This is a genomic window from Komagataeibacter nataicola (genome assembly GCF_003207795.1).
Taxonomy (GTDB): Bacteria; Pseudomonadota; Alphaproteobacteria; order Acetobacterales; family Acetobacteraceae; genus Komagataeibacter; species Komagataeibacter nataicola.
The window spans coordinates 19,869-35,928 of record NZ_NIRT01000029.1 but is presented as its reverse complement, the minus strand read 5'-3'; the positions used below and the strand labels follow the sequence as shown (position 1 = coordinate 35,928).

Annotated in this window: 17 protein-coding genes; 4 read left to right on the top strand and 13 right to left on the bottom strand. The window is 64.4% G+C overall.

Annotation, left to right across the window (positions count from 1 at the left end):
* Positions 1 to 43 precede the first annotated feature (43 nt).
* The 5 genes from CDI09_RS13430 to CDI09_RS13410 form a co-directional block, all read right to left on the bottom strand.
* On the bottom strand, positions 44 to 781 hold the full coding sequence (locus CDI09_RS13430) for a TonB-dependent receptor plug domain-containing protein (RefSeq protein WP_408884499.1): 738 nt from the start codon (positions 779 to 781) through the stop codon (positions 44 to 46).
* 521 nt (positions 782 to 1,302) lie between these two features.
* Complete coding sequence (locus tag CDI09_RS13425) at positions 1,303 to 1,740, bottom strand: ExbD/TolR family protein (RefSeq protein ID WP_078525813.1); 438 nt, start codon at positions 1,738 to 1,740, stop codon at positions 1,303 to 1,305.
* Between the two features lie 54 nt (positions 1,741 to 1,794).
* Positions 1,795 to 2,217: an ExbD/TolR family protein gene (locus CDI09_RS13420; protein ID WP_078525811.1), complete on the bottom strand. Its 423-nt coding sequence runs from the start codon at positions 2,215 to 2,217 to the stop codon at positions 1,795 to 1,797.
* Between the two features lie 2 nt (positions 2,218 to 2,219).
* Complete coding sequence (locus CDI09_RS13415) at positions 2,220 to 3,263, bottom strand: MotA/TolQ/ExbB proton channel family protein (protein ID WP_078525809.1); 1,044 nt, start codon at positions 3,261 to 3,263, stop codon at positions 2,220 to 2,222.
* 88 nt (positions 3,264 to 3,351) lie between these two features.
* Positions 3,352 to 4,020, bottom strand: a complete 669-nt coding sequence (locus tag CDI09_RS13410; protein ID WP_078525807.1) for an energy transducer TonB — start codon at positions 4,018 to 4,020, stop codon at positions 3,352 to 3,354.
* A gap of 371 nt (positions 4,021 to 4,391) precedes the next feature.
* Here CDI09_RS13410 and CDI09_RS17780 point away from each other — a divergent pair, with 371 nt between their 5' ends.
* On the top strand, positions 4,392 to 4,571 hold the full coding sequence (locus tag CDI09_RS17780; RefSeq protein WP_146220882.1) for a hypothetical protein: 180 nt from the start codon (positions 4,392 to 4,394) through the stop codon (positions 4,569 to 4,571).
* A 68-nt stretch (positions 4,572 to 4,639) separates the two neighbouring features.
* Here CDI09_RS17780 and CDI09_RS13405 read toward each other — a convergent pair whose 3' ends face one another.
* Genes CDI09_RS13405 through ade form a run of 4 tightly spaced genes read right to left on the bottom strand, consistent with a single transcriptional unit; the run spans position 4,640 to position 8,738 of the window.
* Complete coding sequence (locus tag CDI09_RS13405) at positions 4,640 to 5,455, bottom strand: segregation/condensation protein A (RefSeq protein WP_078525805.1); 816 nt, start codon at positions 5,453 to 5,455, stop codon at positions 4,640 to 4,642.
* Positions 5,452 to 6,156: a hypothetical protein gene (locus tag CDI09_RS13400; protein WP_078525803.1), complete on the bottom strand. Its 705-nt coding sequence runs from the start codon at positions 6,154 to 6,156 to the stop codon at positions 5,452 to 5,454. The genes CDI09_RS13405 and CDI09_RS13400 overlap by 4 nt, the downstream gene beginning before the upstream one ends.
* Positions 6,149 to 7,015 carry a tyrosine-type recombinase/integrase gene (locus CDI09_RS13395; protein ID WP_078525801.1) on the bottom strand — a complete coding sequence of 289 codons (867 nt, stop codon included), beginning with the start codon at positions 7,013 to 7,015 and terminating at the stop codon, positions 6,149 to 6,151. Before CDI09_RS13395 ends, CDI09_RS13400 begins: the two co-directional genes overlap by 8 nt.
* Before the next feature lie 22 nt (positions 7,016 to 7,037).
* Entirely contained in the window at positions 7,038 to 8,738 is a 1,701-nt protein-coding gene (ade, locus tag CDI09_RS13390; RefSeq protein WP_078525800.1) for an adenine deaminase, read from the bottom strand.
* A 393-nt stretch (positions 8,739 to 9,131) separates the two neighbouring features.
* On the opposite strand from ade, the gene thiC reads away from it, so the two are divergent.
* Positions 9,132 to 10,973 carry a phosphomethylpyrimidine synthase ThiC gene (gene thiC / locus CDI09_RS13385; RefSeq protein WP_078525799.1) on the top strand — a complete coding sequence of 614 codons (1,842 nt, stop codon included), beginning with the start codon at positions 9,132 to 9,134 and terminating at the stop codon, positions 10,971 to 10,973.
* Between the two features lie 100 nt (positions 10,974 to 11,073).
* Here thiC and CDI09_RS13380 read toward each other — a convergent pair whose 3' ends face one another.
* The 3 genes from CDI09_RS13380 to CDI09_RS13370 form a co-directional block, all read right to left on the bottom strand.
* Positions 11,074 to 11,475 (bottom strand): hypothetical protein, encoded by a 402-nt coding sequence (locus tag CDI09_RS13380; RefSeq protein ID WP_078525798.1) that lies wholly within the window; start codon positions 11,473 to 11,475, stop codon positions 11,074 to 11,076.
* 100 nt (positions 11,476 to 11,575) lie between these two features.
* The gene (locus CDI09_RS13375) at positions 11,576 to 12,667 is read right to left on the bottom strand and encodes a branched-chain amino acid aminotransferase (RefSeq protein ID WP_078527913.1); all 1,092 of its coding nucleotides are present in this window, start codon (positions 12,665 to 12,667) and stop codon (positions 11,576 to 11,578) included.
* Positions 12,668 to 12,808: 141 nt separating this feature from the next.
* Positions 12,809 to 13,660: a nitroreductase family protein gene (locus tag CDI09_RS13370; RefSeq protein WP_078525797.1), complete on the bottom strand. Its 852-nt coding sequence runs from the start codon at positions 13,658 to 13,660 to the stop codon at positions 12,809 to 12,811.
* A 318-nt stretch (positions 13,661 to 13,978) separates the two neighbouring features.
* Between CDI09_RS13370 and acuI the strand changes: the two genes are divergently transcribed.
* Entirely contained in the window at positions 13,979 to 14,968 is a 990-nt protein-coding gene (acuI, locus tag CDI09_RS13365; protein ID WP_078525796.1) for an acrylyl-CoA reductase (NADPH), read from the top strand.
* 148 nt (positions 14,969 to 15,116) lie between these two features.
* Here acuI and CDI09_RS13360 read toward each other — a convergent pair whose 3' ends face one another.
* Positions 15,117 to 15,338 (bottom strand): CbtB domain-containing protein, encoded by a 222-nt coding sequence (locus CDI09_RS13360; RefSeq protein ID WP_061275445.1) that lies wholly within the window; start codon positions 15,336 to 15,338, stop codon positions 15,117 to 15,119.
* Positions 15,339 to 15,432: 94 nt separating this feature from the next.
* Here CDI09_RS13360 and CDI09_RS13355 point away from each other — a divergent pair, with 94 nt between their 5' ends.
* Entirely contained in the window at positions 15,433 to 16,038 is a 606-nt protein-coding gene (locus tag CDI09_RS13355) for a histidine phosphatase family protein (RefSeq protein ID WP_236944445.1), read from the top strand.
* The last annotated feature ends 22 nt before the right edge of the window (positions 16,039 to 16,060 follow it).

Genomic DNA, 16,060 nt, shown 5'->3' with positions numbered 1-16,060 from the left:
CTGAAAGGCCACATCAACAGGCCTTACAGAAGACCGCACACGATCACACGTCAATATGGGTCAGAAAACTCTTGCATAACGGACGGTAACCACAGAAGAAATCCATCATACCGCCGAATTTGTGCGACGCCGTGCGCGAACGCTCGTTCATCACGCCACCTGCGGCGGACATGGCAGGCAGGTCGGTGGCGGAGCTGCCGGGCGTGACCTCGACACTCTCGAGGTTTTCGGAATCGATATCCTCGTTCAGGTACTTGGCCGCTGCCGCCGGTGCGCCATCAAGCATCAGCCCCATGTCGAGATCGGTCAGGCCACGGGTCTGGATCTGGCCACCTTCCATGCCCGACGGGTCCGGCGTGGTCACGTTCATGCTCGGCAGGTTCTTGACCAGATCAAGCGCCGTGCTGGTGGGGCTGCGCATTTCAATGAACTGCTTGCCAATGGTCTGCACTGCATGGGGCGCGGTTTCCTGCCGCATCATGCCGCCGCCGCCATCACGCTGCTGGCGCGACGAAGCCACGCGGATCTGCTCGGGGGCGGATGTATCCGTAACGCCCGCAGGTGCTGCGGCCTGCCGCTTCGGGGCCGCCGCCTGCCGAACCGGCGCATGGCGGTGGGTGGTGGCCTGCGTCGTGGCGACCTGCGCCCAGGCCTCACCGCCCGTGGCGATGCACATCGTGCCCACCAGGCACGATACGGCACGCAGGCGCGTTTTCAGCCCCGGCCTGCGCAGCCCGGCCAGTCCGCCCTGCCCCGCCGCATTGCGCACCTGTCGTATCATGACGTTATAGATATCCCGGCCCGTCTTCATTCGTTCCCCCCGCAAATCTGTCCAGCGGCGCGCCATTGCGTGCAGCCATACGGTTTTCAGCGGCAGCCATCCCCGTCTGCCTCACTGACAGCATTTTCCGTCCCGTACCGGTCATGCTGAAGTAGTTGCGGAAACTGAACATTCCGCCTTCCTGTTGACTTATGAAATACACTTGGACAGGCCAAGCTTAAAAAACGCAACAGCGTGTTTATCTATCTGGAAACCGGGCATGACCCGGCAGAGGCAATAACGCCTATCCCGCTATAAACTAACGATTTTACAACATTCCGTTTTTTATTCGATATGAATGACAGCCGCCTGAACGGCCCCAACAATGTGGGTTGCGTGCTTTTTATGCTACAGCTGCCCGGAGCCATGTGCCCTAAAAAGCGGCATTTCATATCCGTGCCGGACGCATGAAAAAAGCGGCCCTCCCCACAAGGGAAGGACCGCTTTTCAGGTCATGATGCTGTATCGTGAAAACGGAGCGCTTACTGCGCGTCCATGAACTGATCGCTTCCCATGATTCCCAGCTTGGTCACGCCAAGACGCTGTGCATCCGCCATGACATGCGCCACGACCTTGTAGCTGGCCAGGCGATCGGGGTGGATGTGCATCTCGGGCTGGACCGGCTGGGCCGCCGCATCCTTGAAGCGGGACTGGAGGTCCGCCTCGCCTGCAACGGGTTCGCCATTCCAGGTGATGGTGTTGTCAAAATCGATCGCCACCGTATCCACAACCGGATCGGGGGCTGCGGAAGGCGGCGGATTGCCCTGCGGCAGATCGATCGAGACTGAATGCGTCTGGAGCGGGATGGTGATGATCAGCATGATCAACAGCACCAGCATGACGTCAATCAGGGGCGTGGTATTGATATCGACAATACCTTCGTCCTCGGTCGTGCTGTCTGAGCCGACATTCATGCCCATGGTGTCTACTCTCCCCAATGTGGCCGGAGCATGAACCCCGGCCGGGAATGGATATCAGCCGTGCGGCTGCTCAGTGATGAAATCGACGTGAACGATGCCAGCCTGCTGGCAGGCCGCGATCACCTTGCCCACACCTTCGTATTTTGCCGTCTGGTCACCGCGGATCTGGATCTGGGGCTGCGGAACCTGTGCAGCCACGTGTTCCAGGTGCGATTCCAGGTCGGCATAGCTGGTGAGCGGCGTCTCGTTCCAGTAGGCCTGCCCGGTCGGGGTGATCGCCACGACGATGTTGTTCTGCAACGTCCGGGTTGGCTGGTTAGCATCCATGGGGAGGCTAACCTTGATGGTATGTGTCGCGACGGGGATGGTGATCAGGAAGATGATCAGCAGCACCAGCATGACGTCGACAAGCGGTGTGGTGTTGATGGCCGACACCACCTCGTCTTCATCGCCGCCACCTCCAACTTGCATACCCATGATCAGGCCACCCGGTTATCGATAGTCGTGGTTGTGGGGGAGTTGTCGGGATGGATGGTGATGTCCGCGCCATGGCGGTAGCCACCCATCAGGATCGACTGCACGTCTGCGGCGAAGTTGCGCACCTTGTCGATCGCGCCCTTGTTGCGGCGGACCAGCAGGTTGTAGCCCAGAACGGCGGGAACGGCGGTGCCGAGGCCGATGGCGGTCATGATCAGCGATTCACCAACCGGACCGGCAACCTTGTCGATCGAGGCCTGGCCCGCGATGCCGATGGCGGTCAGGGCGTGATAGATACCCCAGACGGTGCCGAACAGACCCACGAACGGCGAGGTGGAACCCACGGTGCCGAGGAAGGCAAGGCCGCCCTGCAGCTTGGTCTGGATCACGTCAACCGAACGCTGGATGGACATGGTGGTCCAGGAATGCAGGTCGATGGATTCCTGCATCGTGCCTTCGTGGTGCTCGGCGGCCTTGACACCCGTATCGGCAATGTAGCGGAACGGGGAGTTCGCGGGCAGCGCAGCAGCACCTTCCTTGATGGAACCCTTGGTCCAGAAATCGCTCATGACCTGCTTGGCGGCGTTCATCACGCGGGCCTGCTCGAAGAACTTGGTAATCATGATGTACCAGGTGCCCAGCGACATGAACACCATGATGAGCAGCACGCCACGGGCGATGAAGTCACCATTGGCCCACAGTGCGCCAAGACCGTAGGGGTTGCCTTCGGGTGCCTTGGGCGCATCGGCCGGCGGTGCGGCGTCAGCGGCGGGCGCGGGGGCCGGCGCTTCTGGCGCGGGGGTTGCCGGAGCGGCGTCAGCGCCGGGGGCCGGTGCTTCGGCGGCAGGGGCGTCGGTGCCTGGAGCCGGGGTTGCCGGTGCGCCAGCGCCATCGGTGGGCGGAGCGGAAACCGCCGGAGCCGTGGCCGCATCGTTCGCGGCCGGGGCGGCATCCTGCGCCAGCGCCGCAAGCGGCGAGGCAGCACACAGCATGGCAGCGAACGCGGCCGAGGCAACAAGAGTGTGTTTACGATGCAGTCTGATCATTTAACCAAAATCCTCTGGAGCAGGATGTTTTTTTCGCGATGCGGCGGGGTGCTGCCGGCCCCCGCCGCGCCTGACCTAACACTCAGGCTCAGTCGTTCAGACTGAACGTGATCGTATAGAGATGGTGGAACTCCTTGACGGGCACACCATTTTTGACTGCCGGCGCATAACGCGAACGGCGGACCGCCTTCAGGGCTGCGTCGGCAAATGCCTGGCCGCCTTTTACGTTGACCACCTGGCAGTTGCTGGTCACGCCGGTCGGCTCCACGTCGCATGCCACGGACACAACGCCCTCACGGCCTTCTTCCGACATCTCCTCCGGATATTCCGGCACGACATGGTTCAGCGGCGACGTGCCTGCCGAGTGATCGGGCACGGGCGGCGCGTTGGAGACGGGCGCATCAGCCGGCGGGGTCGCCTTTGCGGGCGGCATGGCCTTGGGCGGCTTCTCGTGAGTCACCTTCATCGGCGGCGGCGGCGTCGGCACCTGAATCTTCGGCGGCGGAATATACGGCGGCGGCGGCTGCGTAATTTCCGGCGGCGGCGGGGGTGGCGGCGGCGGCGGCGGCGGTGGCGGCGGCTCCTTGATCATGTGCACCTCGACCGGCGGCTTGGGCGGCTCCTGGGGCGCATCTGGCGGCGAGCTGAGCCCGAACAGAAGCGCGAGCACCAGCAGCCCCTCGAATGCCAGGACGAGGGCAAAAACGATTACCTTTTGTAGTGTGTTATCACTCTGTTCCGCATACGTCATACCCATACCTCACTCAGAACGGCATAGTTTTTAGGAAGGATTATTACAGAATTTGTTCTGGATGTTCTGATTTCACCAATTTGACTACGGGAGTATGACCAGATTTCTACGAAACGACTGATGCGATCCGCCTTGTTCTCCCCGGCTTGACCCTGAAGCACGATAACCCTCTTTCCCGGCGGAACGGAAAAGCATGACAGTCGTAGCCTCCGGCAGTCCATACGCCAATGCACGGACACTGGATGCATCCTGCCCTGACAAGCCAAGCCATTCATTCATCACGTTTTATCCATAAACATTATTAACATCTCGAAATCAACCCTGATCTTATATGAAATATTTTTATGTGACCTGCTGCCCGCCAGGCCACCTCATCCATGCCAAAAGGCCTCCATGAAGCTGTGTTCCATCCGCATGGCAGCCAAACAAAAAACCGTTCGTTCCAGCTTGATCAAAAAAAAAATCCAGTCAAGCAAAGTGTTAAAAAAATGAGGGAAAAAACCCTTCACGCCTGTGCGGGCCAGCCACGCCACCAGCATATTACTTATTCGATATGAATGCGGCCGCACCGGAAGTACGGGCGGCAACAGTCACGCCACCACTTTGGTTTCTTTTCAAAAACGGTTCAGGCCGCGCCGTCGCGCTCCACCTTGCCAAAGCGGGGCAGCGTATCGGGGCCGGGCTGGTAGGCCAGCGCCTCGCCCTGCTTGACCATTTCGAGGCAGGCGGTGAACGTGCTGCTCCATGCCGAGCGCCGCAGCCCCGTGCGCCGCGCACCTTCCGCCCCATGCCGCACGGAATCGGGCAGCATGCGGTCCAGCGGCACGGGTTTGCGGGCATGCGCCAGGCACGCACGCACCCGTGCCCGCGCCTCCTCGACCGAGAACAGGTCAAGCTGCACCGGGGCATAGAAGGGCGCCTGCTCGGGCATGGCGCCCCAGTTGCCATCAAACACCGCAAGGCAACCCCACAGGAATTCGATCCGGTCCACTTCCCATTCAGCCGATTCGTCGCGCCGGACAGGCTGTGCGCCACCAAAGGCATGGACATCACGCCCGAGTTGCGCGCGTGCGGCCAGCCACCCCGCCAGGTGCCCTGCCTGCTCGGCCGCGATCAGGCGCGCGCGCAGGTCGTGGGCTTCCTGCTCTGCCTGCTGCTGGCGCGGATCATCGGCTGGCAGCAGCAGCCGCGAGCGCAGCAGCAGCAGGCCTGACGCCATGACCACCCACTGCGCCTTCATGCCCAGCGGCAGGGCGGCATGCGCCCGCGCGGCCTCGGCCAGCTGGTCGATCAGGGCTACGATATCAAGGCGGGTCAGGTCGATTTCACGCGCGTGGGCCAGTTGCACCAGATGTGACAGGTCACCCTGATAGGCCTCCAGCACGATAATCGGCTCAAGGCCGGGCCGCGCGGGGTCGAACAGGTCGGGCTGGCCGGTCATGTCAGGGGCCGCCCGGTCAGGCGGAAGGTCAGCAGGGGGTAATGCTCCTCCATCCTTCGCACTACGGGCGCTGGCGTGCCGCCACGGGTAAAGAAGCCATACACCACGGCCCGATGCCCGCGCGGCAGCCGCCTGCCCGCCTTACGCCCCGGCAGTGGCGCCACCTGGGCGGGAGCTTCCACCACGCCCCAGTTGGCCAGCAGCCAGGCGCGGGCATCGGGGTGGGTCGCGCCAAGGTGCAGGATGCGATCCGGCACGGGCACCAGACGATTGAAATCCAGCGGGCAGGCGCCATCAGACCGCAGGGCGAGACGGGCATGACGCGCTTCCGCCGCCGCACGGAACTGGCGGGCGAGGATGCGGCACCCTTCCACCGACAGGCCGCCCCGGCCCGATCCGGGCGTATTGGCCCCGATGGCCAGCGCGAACATGTCTTCTTCCACCTGCGCCGCATCGAACGGCCACGGAATCAGTCCCGGCCCGGCAGCTTCGGTGGCGAAGGCCGCCATGCCCGCGTCAGGCCCATGCACCAGCAGGTGCCACCCCTGCCAGGGCAGCGGCCCCGCAGGCGCGGGCCAGGCGGAAAGTGGCCGCCGCCCCCTGCGTGCGGGCGGCCGGCGGGTCGGGGCGGATGAACCTTCCCCCTCACGCGGGGTCGTGGGGGGCAGGTCGGCCCAGGGCAGGCGCAGGGTTTCAGTCATGGGCCAGCAGGTCCGCATAAGGGCGCAGGGCGCGCGGATCACGGTACCGGGTGCGCTGGCCCAGAGCCGCAGGGTCCATGCCGTGGCGCAGGGCCTCGACAATAAAGCCCGCCCGCAGCGCATGGGCGCTGAGCCGGGCCACCGTGGCGGGGGGCACCTCGGCCATCAGCGCCCGGCGTTGCAGGATGCGGGTCACGGCATAGGGGGTCAGCGCGCGGCCGCCCACGCGTTCGCCCTTGGAGATGGCGCGAAACACCGGCCCGGTCTGCCGGTGCGCCACCTGCTGCCATGCGGTAAAGGCCGCCGCCGGGCATATCTCGCGCTCCTGCGCCACGGGCAGCGCGATGGTGGGGGCCTCATGGCCGTCGCGCACCGTCAGCATCACCGCCTCGGGGGTGAGGCGCACATCTTCCACCTGCAGCCCCACCAGCTCCGAACGCCGCAGCGCGCCTGCGAAGCCGAACAGCAGCAGGCAGCGGTCGCGCAGGCCGCGCACTCCATCGGTACAGTGTGCCGACATGGCGCCCAGCATGGCGGGAGTGACCACGGCAGGCGGCAGCGCGGGGCGGCTGGCCTGTTCGAGCATCTCAGCCAGTGCCGCGCGGATAAGCGGATGCGTGACATCCCACGCCAGCCCGTTAAAGCGGTGCATCTTGCCAATGGCGGCCAGGCGGCGGCGGATGGTGGCCGGGGCAAACGTGCCCAGACTGCGCAGATAGGCTGCAACCCCTTCAGGCGTTACGGGAATGGGGGCGATGGCCTGTTCCGCGCACCATTGCGTAAAATGCACCCAGTCCGCCCGATAGGCGCGCAGGGTGGCCGTGGCCGCCCGCGAGGGGGCCTCCTGTGGCGTGGTCATGGGCAGTTTCCGCCTGGCCGGATCAGACCAGTTCCATCCGGTTGACATCCACCATGCCGAAATCCGTAATCTTGAGGTGCGGAATCACCGGCAGCGGCAGGAAGGCAAGCTGGAGGAACGGCTCATCAAGCAGGCAGCCCAGGGCGCGGGCCGCGGCACGCAGCACCTCGAGCTGGTCGCGCACAGCCTCGAACGGCGCATCGCTCATCAACCCCGCCACGGGCAGCGGCATGTCGGCCACCACCTTGCCATCACGCACGACCACAAAGCCGCCGCCGGTCTTTTCCAGATGGTTGACCGCCAGCGCCATGTCGGCATCGTTCATGCCCACCACACATATATTATGGCTGTCATGCCCCACCGATGAGGCCAGCGCTCCGCCAGACAGCCCGAAGCCCTTAACAAAGCCCCGACCGATATTGTCGTTATGCCCATGCCGTGCCACCACGCAGATGCGCGCGATATCCTGTGCCGGGTCAGGCTGCACGATGCCATCTTCCACCGGCAGGTCGGCATGCAGGAAGGGTGTTATGATCTGGCCGGGCAGCAGGCCGATCACGGGGCGCTGCGTGCCGCTGCCCTTCATTTCCATATCCGCCGCACTGACCGGGGCGGGCAGGCTGATGCTCTCCAGCCCTACGGGGGGAATGATGTCACGGGCGGCGAACAGCGCATCATCCACCAGGCGGCCCGCGCTGATCACGTCCGACACAACGCATTCGCGCAGGTCGTCAAGCAGCACGATATCGGCGCGCCTGCCGGGTGCGATCATGCCCCGGTCACGCAGGCCGAAGGCGTTGGCGGCACTGAGCGAGGCGCTGCGATAGGCGGCCAGCGGCTCGACACCCAGCGAGATGGCCAGGCGGATCAGGTAATCCAGATGCCCCTCATGCGCGATTTCGAGCGGGTTGCGATCATCGGTGCAGAAGGCGAAGAACGGCGAGGTAACCGGGTTGAGCAGCGGCGCCAGCGCACGCAGGTCCTTGCACACCGAACCTTCGCGGATCAGCACCATCATGCCCTTGCGCACCTTTTCCAGCGCTTCTTGCGCCGTGGTGGCCTCATGATCAGTGGTGATGCCCGCGCTCAGATAGCCATTGAGCCTGCGCCCGCGCAGCAGCGGGGCATGGCCGTCAATATGGCCACCGGCAAAGGCTTCGAGCTTTTCCAGGCATCCGGGGTCGCCATTCAGCACGCCAGGGATGTTCATGAACTCGGCCAGGCCAATCACCTTGGGGTGATCGCGATAGGCCAGCAGGTCAGCCGCACCCAGCGTCGCCCCCGAGGTTTCAAGGTGGGTGGAGGGCACGCAGCTTGAAAGGTTGACCCGCAGGTCCATGACCGTGCGCATGGCGGCTTCGGTAAAGTAATCCAGCGCCGGGCGGCCGAGCACGTTGGCCATCTCGTGCGGATCGCATATGGCGGTGGTCACGCCGTGGGGCAGCACGCAGCGATCGAACTCGAAGGGCGTGATGAGCGAGGATTCGACATGCAGGTGCGTGTCGATGAAGCCGGGCACGGCAATGCGGCCCCGCCCCTCGATCACATTGGTCCCCTCGTAATGCTCCAGCGTGCCAACAATGGTGTCGCCACAGATGGCGATGTCGGTTGGCAGCATCTCCCCCGTCACCAGATCAAACAGGCGCACATCACGAATGACGGTATCGGCCACCGTGCGCCCACTACCCTGTGCAATCCGGCTGGAAATCGTGCTTGCTGCCATCCTGTCCTGCTTCCCCGCAAAATGATGTTCGCTGCCATTCTATCACAACAGGGCGGCTGGCAAATCGGCACACGAATTCTTTTTCAGGCCAGCACCCTCAGCCCTGTCTGCGTGATTGACAAGCCAGGCACGATTGATGATCCTGACCGGACCAAGGGGAGTCCCGGCAAGGGGCTGAGAGACCGCTGGCATGGGCAACCATGCGCGCGGAGACCCTTCCGGGCGCATTGTGCGTTCCGGGGAACCTGATCCGGCTCATACCGGCGGAGGGACTGGTGCGGACAATCGGCAGCACGCCGCCTGCCCCCGGCACGCGGCCGCCCGCATGAGGCGCGGCATCCCCGATTTTCTCTCCACACCCCCTGTCGGAGAGAGGATGCGAGGAGCACTGCCATGACCACCGTCGCTTCGCCTTCATCTCCCGACCATGTCACCACCGGCCCCATCATGGGGTCCGTCAAGGTCTGGTCATCGCCCGAGGGGCATGCGGATATCCGCGTGCCATTCCGTGAAATAGCGCTTGAACCCAGCGCCAACGAGCCGCCGGTGCGCGTGTATGACACCTCCGGCCCCTATACCGACACCAATGCCCACATTGACGTGCGCCAGGGGCTTAAACCCGTCCGCGCGCCATGGATTGTAACCCGTGGCCTGCCCGCCGTCAGGCCGCGCGCCGTGCGACCGGAAGATAACGGCTTTGCCAGGGGCGAGAACCTTGTTCCCGCCTGCCCCGCGCCGCATGTGGTGCATGAAGGCCGCGCTGACCAGATGGTCACGCAATACGAGTTTGCCCGTGCGGGCATCATCACGCAGGAGATGATCTACGCCGCCCACCGCGAAAACCTTGGCCGCGCCACCATGGCCGAGGGTGCTGAAGAGCGCCGCGCCGATGGCGAGGATTTTGGCGCCGACATCCCCGCCTTCGTCACCCCTGAGTTCGTACGCTCGGAAATTGCCGCAGGCCGCGCCATCCTGCCCGCCAACATCAACCACCCCGAGCTTGAGCCGATGGTGATCGGGCGCAACTTCCTGGTCAAGGTCAACGCCAATATCGGCAACTCCGCCGTGACCTCATCAGTCGCGGAGGAAGTGGAGAAGATGGTCTGGTCCATCCGCTGGGGCGCGGATACGGTGATGGATCTTTCCACGGGCCGCAACATCCACAACATCCGCGACTGGATCCTGCGCAATGCCCCGGTGCCCATTGGCACGGTGCCGCTCTATCAGGCGCTGGAAAAGGTGGGCGGCGTGCCTGAGGACCTGACATGGGAAATCTTCCGCGATACGCTGATCGAGCAGGCCGAGCAGGGCGTGGACTACTTCACCATCCATGCCGGCGTGCGGCTGCGGCACGTGCCGCTGACCGTCAACCGCGTGACCGGCATCGTCTCGCGCGGTGGGTCGATCATGGCCGGGTGGTGCCTGCACCACCACCGCGAGAGTTTCCTGTATGAGCATTTCGAGGAAATCTGCGACATCATGCGCCGTTATGATGTCTCGTTCTCGCTCGGTGATGGCCTGCGCCCCGGCTCGATTGCCGATGCGAATGACGCCGCCCAGTTTGCCGAACTCGAAACGCTGGGCGAACTGACCAAGATCGCCTGGGCCAAAGGCTGTCAGGTCATGATCGAAGGGCCGGGCCACGTGCCCATGCACAAGATCAAGGTCAATGTGGAAAAGCAGTTGCGCGAATGCGGCGAGGCCCCCTTCTACACGCTTGGCCCGCTCACGACCGATATCGCACCGGGTTATGACCACATTACATCCGGCATTGGCGCTGCCATGATCGGGTGGTTCGGCACCGCCATGCTGTGTTACGTCACGCCCAAGGAACATCTCGGCCTGCCCGACCGCAATGACGTGAAGGTGGGGGTGGTGACCTACCGCATCGCCGCCCACGCCGCCGACCTGGCCAAGGGGCACCCGGCGGCGCGCATCCGCGATGACGCCATCAGCCGCGCACGCTTCGACTTCCGCTGGAACGACCAGTTCAAGCTCTCGCTCGACCCGGATACGGCGTGTTCGTACCATGACGAGACGCTCCCGCGCGAGGCGCACAAGAACGCGCATTTCTGCTCCATGTGCGGCCCCAAATTCTGTTCCATGCGCATCAGCCACGACCTCAAGGCCAATGCCGAACGCATGGCCGGGCTGGAACAGAAAAAAGAAGAATTCCGCAGCAGCGGCAACCGGCTCTATGTGCCGGTGGATGAAGCCGCCACGCCTGCGGAATAAGATAAAGGTTTTTTCAAAAAGCTTGAGAAGAACGCCGCCTTTTTGAAAAAAGGCGGCACCCAGAAACTTTCATCCGTGCTTTAATTAAAAGGGAAAGATGTTACCGGGAGGCCACCACCGCCTCCCGCTGCACGGCCACCGCCGCGCCGCCATCCCTGCGGATCATGAGGAAATGCCCGGACCAGGAGCCTTCGATCCGCCACGTTCCTTCAATTTCAGTGCTATCGGCATTCAGCCTGCCCGCGTACAGCACGACATGCTGGCGAGAGCCGCCTTCATAGGTTTTGGTAAAACGCACCTCGGCTGCGTGGCGCACGCCACGCACGGTCGAGACAAAACATTCCGCTCCGGCCTGACCTGAAGCCGGGCGCTCCGTCACCGTGCCCCCAATGGCGCCACCGGATTCAAACAGGGAGGCGGAGAAAAACTCCGGCGGCAACGTGCGCGGGTAGCTGAACTGGCCATCCCACTGCCCCGACACATCAAGCCTGTTTTCGGCCATTGCAATCTCCCCGCCCCTGCGCTGCTTCCATATGCAAAACGGGCCATGCCTTACAGCATGACCCGTCTTTTTTCCATTTTCCTGCCTTGCGGGCGGGAAATCAGAGCACCTTTTCCACCCAGCCATGGGTGTCGGGCGCCGTGCCGCGCTGGATGCCGATCAGGGCATTGCGCAGTCTGGCCGTGACCGGACCCATACCCGCGCCATCGCCAATCACCGCCTCGCCCCTGTGGCCACGGAAACGCCCGATGGGCGAAACCACTGCCGCCGTGCCGCAGGCAAACACTTCCTTCAGGCGGCCCGAGGCCGCATCAGCATAAAGCTGGTCGATGGCGTAAGGCTCCTCACGCACGGTCAGGCCCATCTCACGCGCAAGGGTAAGCAGCGAATCGCGGGTGATGCCGCGCAGGATGGTGCCGGTCAGCGGCGGGGTGGCGACCGAGCCGTCATCGAACACGAAGAACACGTTCATGCCGCCCATTTCCTCGACCCAGCGGCGCTCCACCGCATCGAGGAACAGCACCTGCGCGCAGCCATGGCCCTTGGCCTCCTGCTGGGCCAGCAGGCTTGCGGCATAGTTGCCGCCGCACTTGGCCTCACCCGTGCCGCCGGGGGCGGCGCGACAGAAGTCAGACACCCACACGCTCACCGCTTCCGCCCCGAAATACGCCCCCACGGGCGAGGCAATGACCATGAACAGATATTCCGACGCGGGCTTCACGCCCAGGAAAGTCTCGCTCGCAATCATGTAGGGGCGGATATACAGGCTCTCATCCGGCTTGGCCGGCACCCAGGCATGGTCCACGCGCACGAGCTGGCGCACGGCCTCGACAAACACGTCCTCGGGCAGTTCTGCCATGGCCAGGCGCGCCGCCGATTTGCGGAAGCGCGCGGCATTGGCCTGCGGGCGGAACATGGTGATGCCCCCTTCCGCCGTGCGGTAGGCTTTCATGCCCTCGAATATTTCCTGCGCGTAGTGCAGCACGGCGGCGGCCGGGTCGAGGGTGAACGGCGCATAAGGCTGCACGCGGGCATCGTGCCACCCCCTGCCTTCCTGGTAGCGGATCACGACCATGTTGTCGGTAAAGACACGCCCGAAACCGGGATTGGCCAGAATTTCCGCCCGTCGCTCGGGTGAAACCGGCGTGGTGGTGGGTGAAAGCGTGAAGGGAAGGGAAGTGGCGCTGTCCATAGCCGTTATTTCTCTTTCATCATGGCGCTGGCGCGCCATACGGAGCGCGCCCCTGCCCGCCTCAAGCTGCGGGCAACCGCACCAGAAGTTCACCAGAACATTGCGCCGGTCAACCCCGCCCCATGCGCATGACCCCTGCTTTTACGCCTTGCCCAGCACAAAACCCAAGGCGCGCAGGGCGGCAGGCAGGTGCTCGCGGCCATGGAGCGCGCCTGTGTCACCCAGTCGCGCCACCACGCTTTCGCTCCAGCTCCGCGCGCCCGCGCGGGCGGCCCTGAGGTGGTCATCATAGGCGTTGATGCTGGCTTCATCCGTGGCGGCGGCGGGGTTGTAGCGTTCCTCATGCAGCACCAGAGCCTGCGGCAGGCGCGGCCTGATTGTGGTGGGCTGCGCGCGGTCGGGGTAGCCCACGCTCATGCCAAACAGCGCGAACGTTCTGGGCGGCAGGCCGAGTTCGGCGGCAATGGCCTCGGGCTGGTTGCGCACCGCGCCCACGTACACGATTCCCAACCCGTAGGATTCAAACGTCGCGGCGGCATTCTGCCCCGCCAGCGCCGTATCCACCGCGCCACCGAGGAACGTATCGAGGCAGTCCAGCCCCGGCAGCGCGCGGCCCTGCGCCTGCCCCACATGCTCCAGCCGCGACAGGTCCACCACCCACGCCAGGAACAGCGGCGCCTGCACAATGAAAGCCTGATCGCCCGCTATTTTTGCCAGCCGGGCGCGCCGCGCGGGGTCGCGCACGGCAATCACGCTCCACGCCTGCAGGTTGCACGAACTCGAGGCCGACTGGGCTGCGGCGATCGCCGCCTCCACCACGCCTTCGGGCAGGGGGGCGGGGCTGAAATGCCGCACGGAACGATGCGCCATGAGGCTGCGCGCCACCGGGCTTTCAGGCAGCGGCTGCGCGGGCGGCCTGGTGCCATAACGGGCCTGCCACAGCGCGTTCATGGAGGACTGGGCGGAAAAGGAAGAAACGGTGTTGTCGGACATTGGGCATGCCTCCTGCCTGTGCAATGCTGGCTGAAAAAGCAGCACACCACAGCGCAACAGGGACAGGTAGCGGGGCGATATCACACCTGCCCTGCGCATTTTCATGTCACCGCCCGGCCTGTGGACACCGTGCGCCCGTCCCCTTTTCACTCATGATCTGATTTTTTAAAAATTATACGCTATATCAGTATCTTATTGCAAAAATCCCATCACGTTCATGCGAAATCACACGGCTGTAAATAGGAAGGAACACCCAAAAGAGTCATGTAAGGCGACAGCACATCCCTGTTTTCATGACCTGCAAGGAAACCTGTCCGCATGTTCGAGGCCCTCATGATCCGCCACACCAATGGCGCGACCACCACCCGGCTGGAACAGGTCGATCCCGCAAGCCTGCCGCAGGGCGATGTAACGGTCGAGGTCGCGCAGTCCAGCCTCAACTACAAGGATGCACTGGCCATTACGCGCGGCGCGCCGGTGGTGCGGCATTTTCCCATGATTCCAGGCATCGACCTTGCGGGCCGCGTCCTCCACTCCGATGATCCGGTCTTCCGCCCCGGCGATCAGGTTCTGGCCACCGGCTGGGGCCTGGGGGAAAAGCACTGGGGGGGCCTCGCCCGCATGGCCCGCCTGCCGGGGCGGTGGCTGCTGCCGCACCCCGCGGGCCTGTCGGGACGGCAGGTGATGGGAATCGGCACGGCGGGCTTTACCGCCATGCTGTGCGTCATGGCGCTGGAGGATGGCGGCATCACGCCTGCCTCCGGCCCCATCATCGTCAGCGGGGCGGGCGGCGGCGTGGGCGGCATGGCCGTGATGCTGCTGACCCAGCTCGGCTATCAGGTGGTGGCGGTGACCGGGCGGGCGCAGCTTCAGGCCTATCTGACCAGCCTGGGTGCGGCCGAAGTGCTGCCGCGCGAAGCACTCGCCCCCACCGGCAGGCCGCTGGAAAAGGCGCGCTGGGCAGGCGGGATCGACGTGGCGGGCGGCGAGATGCTGGCCACGATGTGCGCCTCCATCACGCAGGGCGGCACGGTGGCGGCCTGCGGGCTGGCAGGCGACATGGCCCTGCCGCTGACGGTGGCCCCTTTCATTTTGCGCAATGTGCGCCTGCAGGGAATCGACAGCGTCATGTGTCCCCGCCCGCGCCGCATGACGGCATGGGCACGACTGGCGCGTGACATCGACCCCACACGGCTGGACAGCATGCTGCATGACGCCACTTTGGCCGAGGTGCCGGACCTCGCGCCACGGCTGCTGGCGGGGCATATCCGGGGGCGGACCGTCGTCCACCTCAGTGCTTCAAAATGACAAAAGTTTCCGGGCGTCGCCTTTTTTCAAAAAGGTGGCGTTCTCCAGGCGCTTTTTGAAAACAAAGCAGACAATAAAAAACGGCAGGCGCGAGGGCGCATGCCGTTCTTCACATCAGGCCATGCGGAGCAGAGGCCCCGCGCCCGCCTTAGTGGCAGGGGAAGCCAAGCAGATGGCGGCCATCATGCACGAATTCATGCACGTAATGGCCGGAAATGAGCGACGTCGCGCCCTGCTCCGCGCCGACGAAGTAGATCAGCAGCGAGGCCAGAACCAGCCCGAACACACCCCACGGCAGCAGGTCGCGCACGGGAATGGCAACCGGCGGGGCGGCAATATTGGCGGACAGGACGGATGTGTCTTGGCTCATGCTGAAAAACTCCATGGATCATGCTCGGACCCGGAGCAGTATGGCATGACAGGGCGGCATGCAATGCCCTTGCCGTGTAACCGGATCAGGCGCCATGGTTTCAAAATCAACCGGCAAGGTCAATCATCCATTGCTCGCCCCACCCTTTCGGGCCACGCAGGGCAGCATGAACCAGACCCTCACCTGCATCGCCCTGCCCGCGCCTGATGGGCTGAACCGGGGCGTCATCCCCGCGCGCGATGCCGCCCCCATCCTGCCCGCAGGCTTCATGGCCCGCCTGCCACCAGCCGAGCGCCTCTTTGCGCCCCCCACCCTGAGCACGGATGCCGGAGCCGCTACGTGCGAAGCCGTGCCTGCCCTGAATGCTGCCGATATGGGGGCATGGCATGGGCTTTCGCTCAAAACCCTCCCCCCTGCCGACCTCGCCCGCTGGGTGGGAGAGAGCGGTTTTGCCCCGCCGGGAGGTGAAAGCCGCGACTCGCTGCTACGCCGCGCGGGCATATGGCTGGCTACATTGCCCGCAACGCCAGCCCGCATGCTTGTGCTGGCCGATGCCACGGTCATCCGCGCCCTTGCCATCGCGGCCCTCGGCGGTGATGGCGCCATGATGGCGCGGCTTGATATCGCCCCCCTCACCCGCACCGTGCTGACCCGCCACGCCACATGGCGGCTGGCCACCAGCAGCGCACCCCTGCCCTGAGGGCACGGGCTGGCATGCGGCT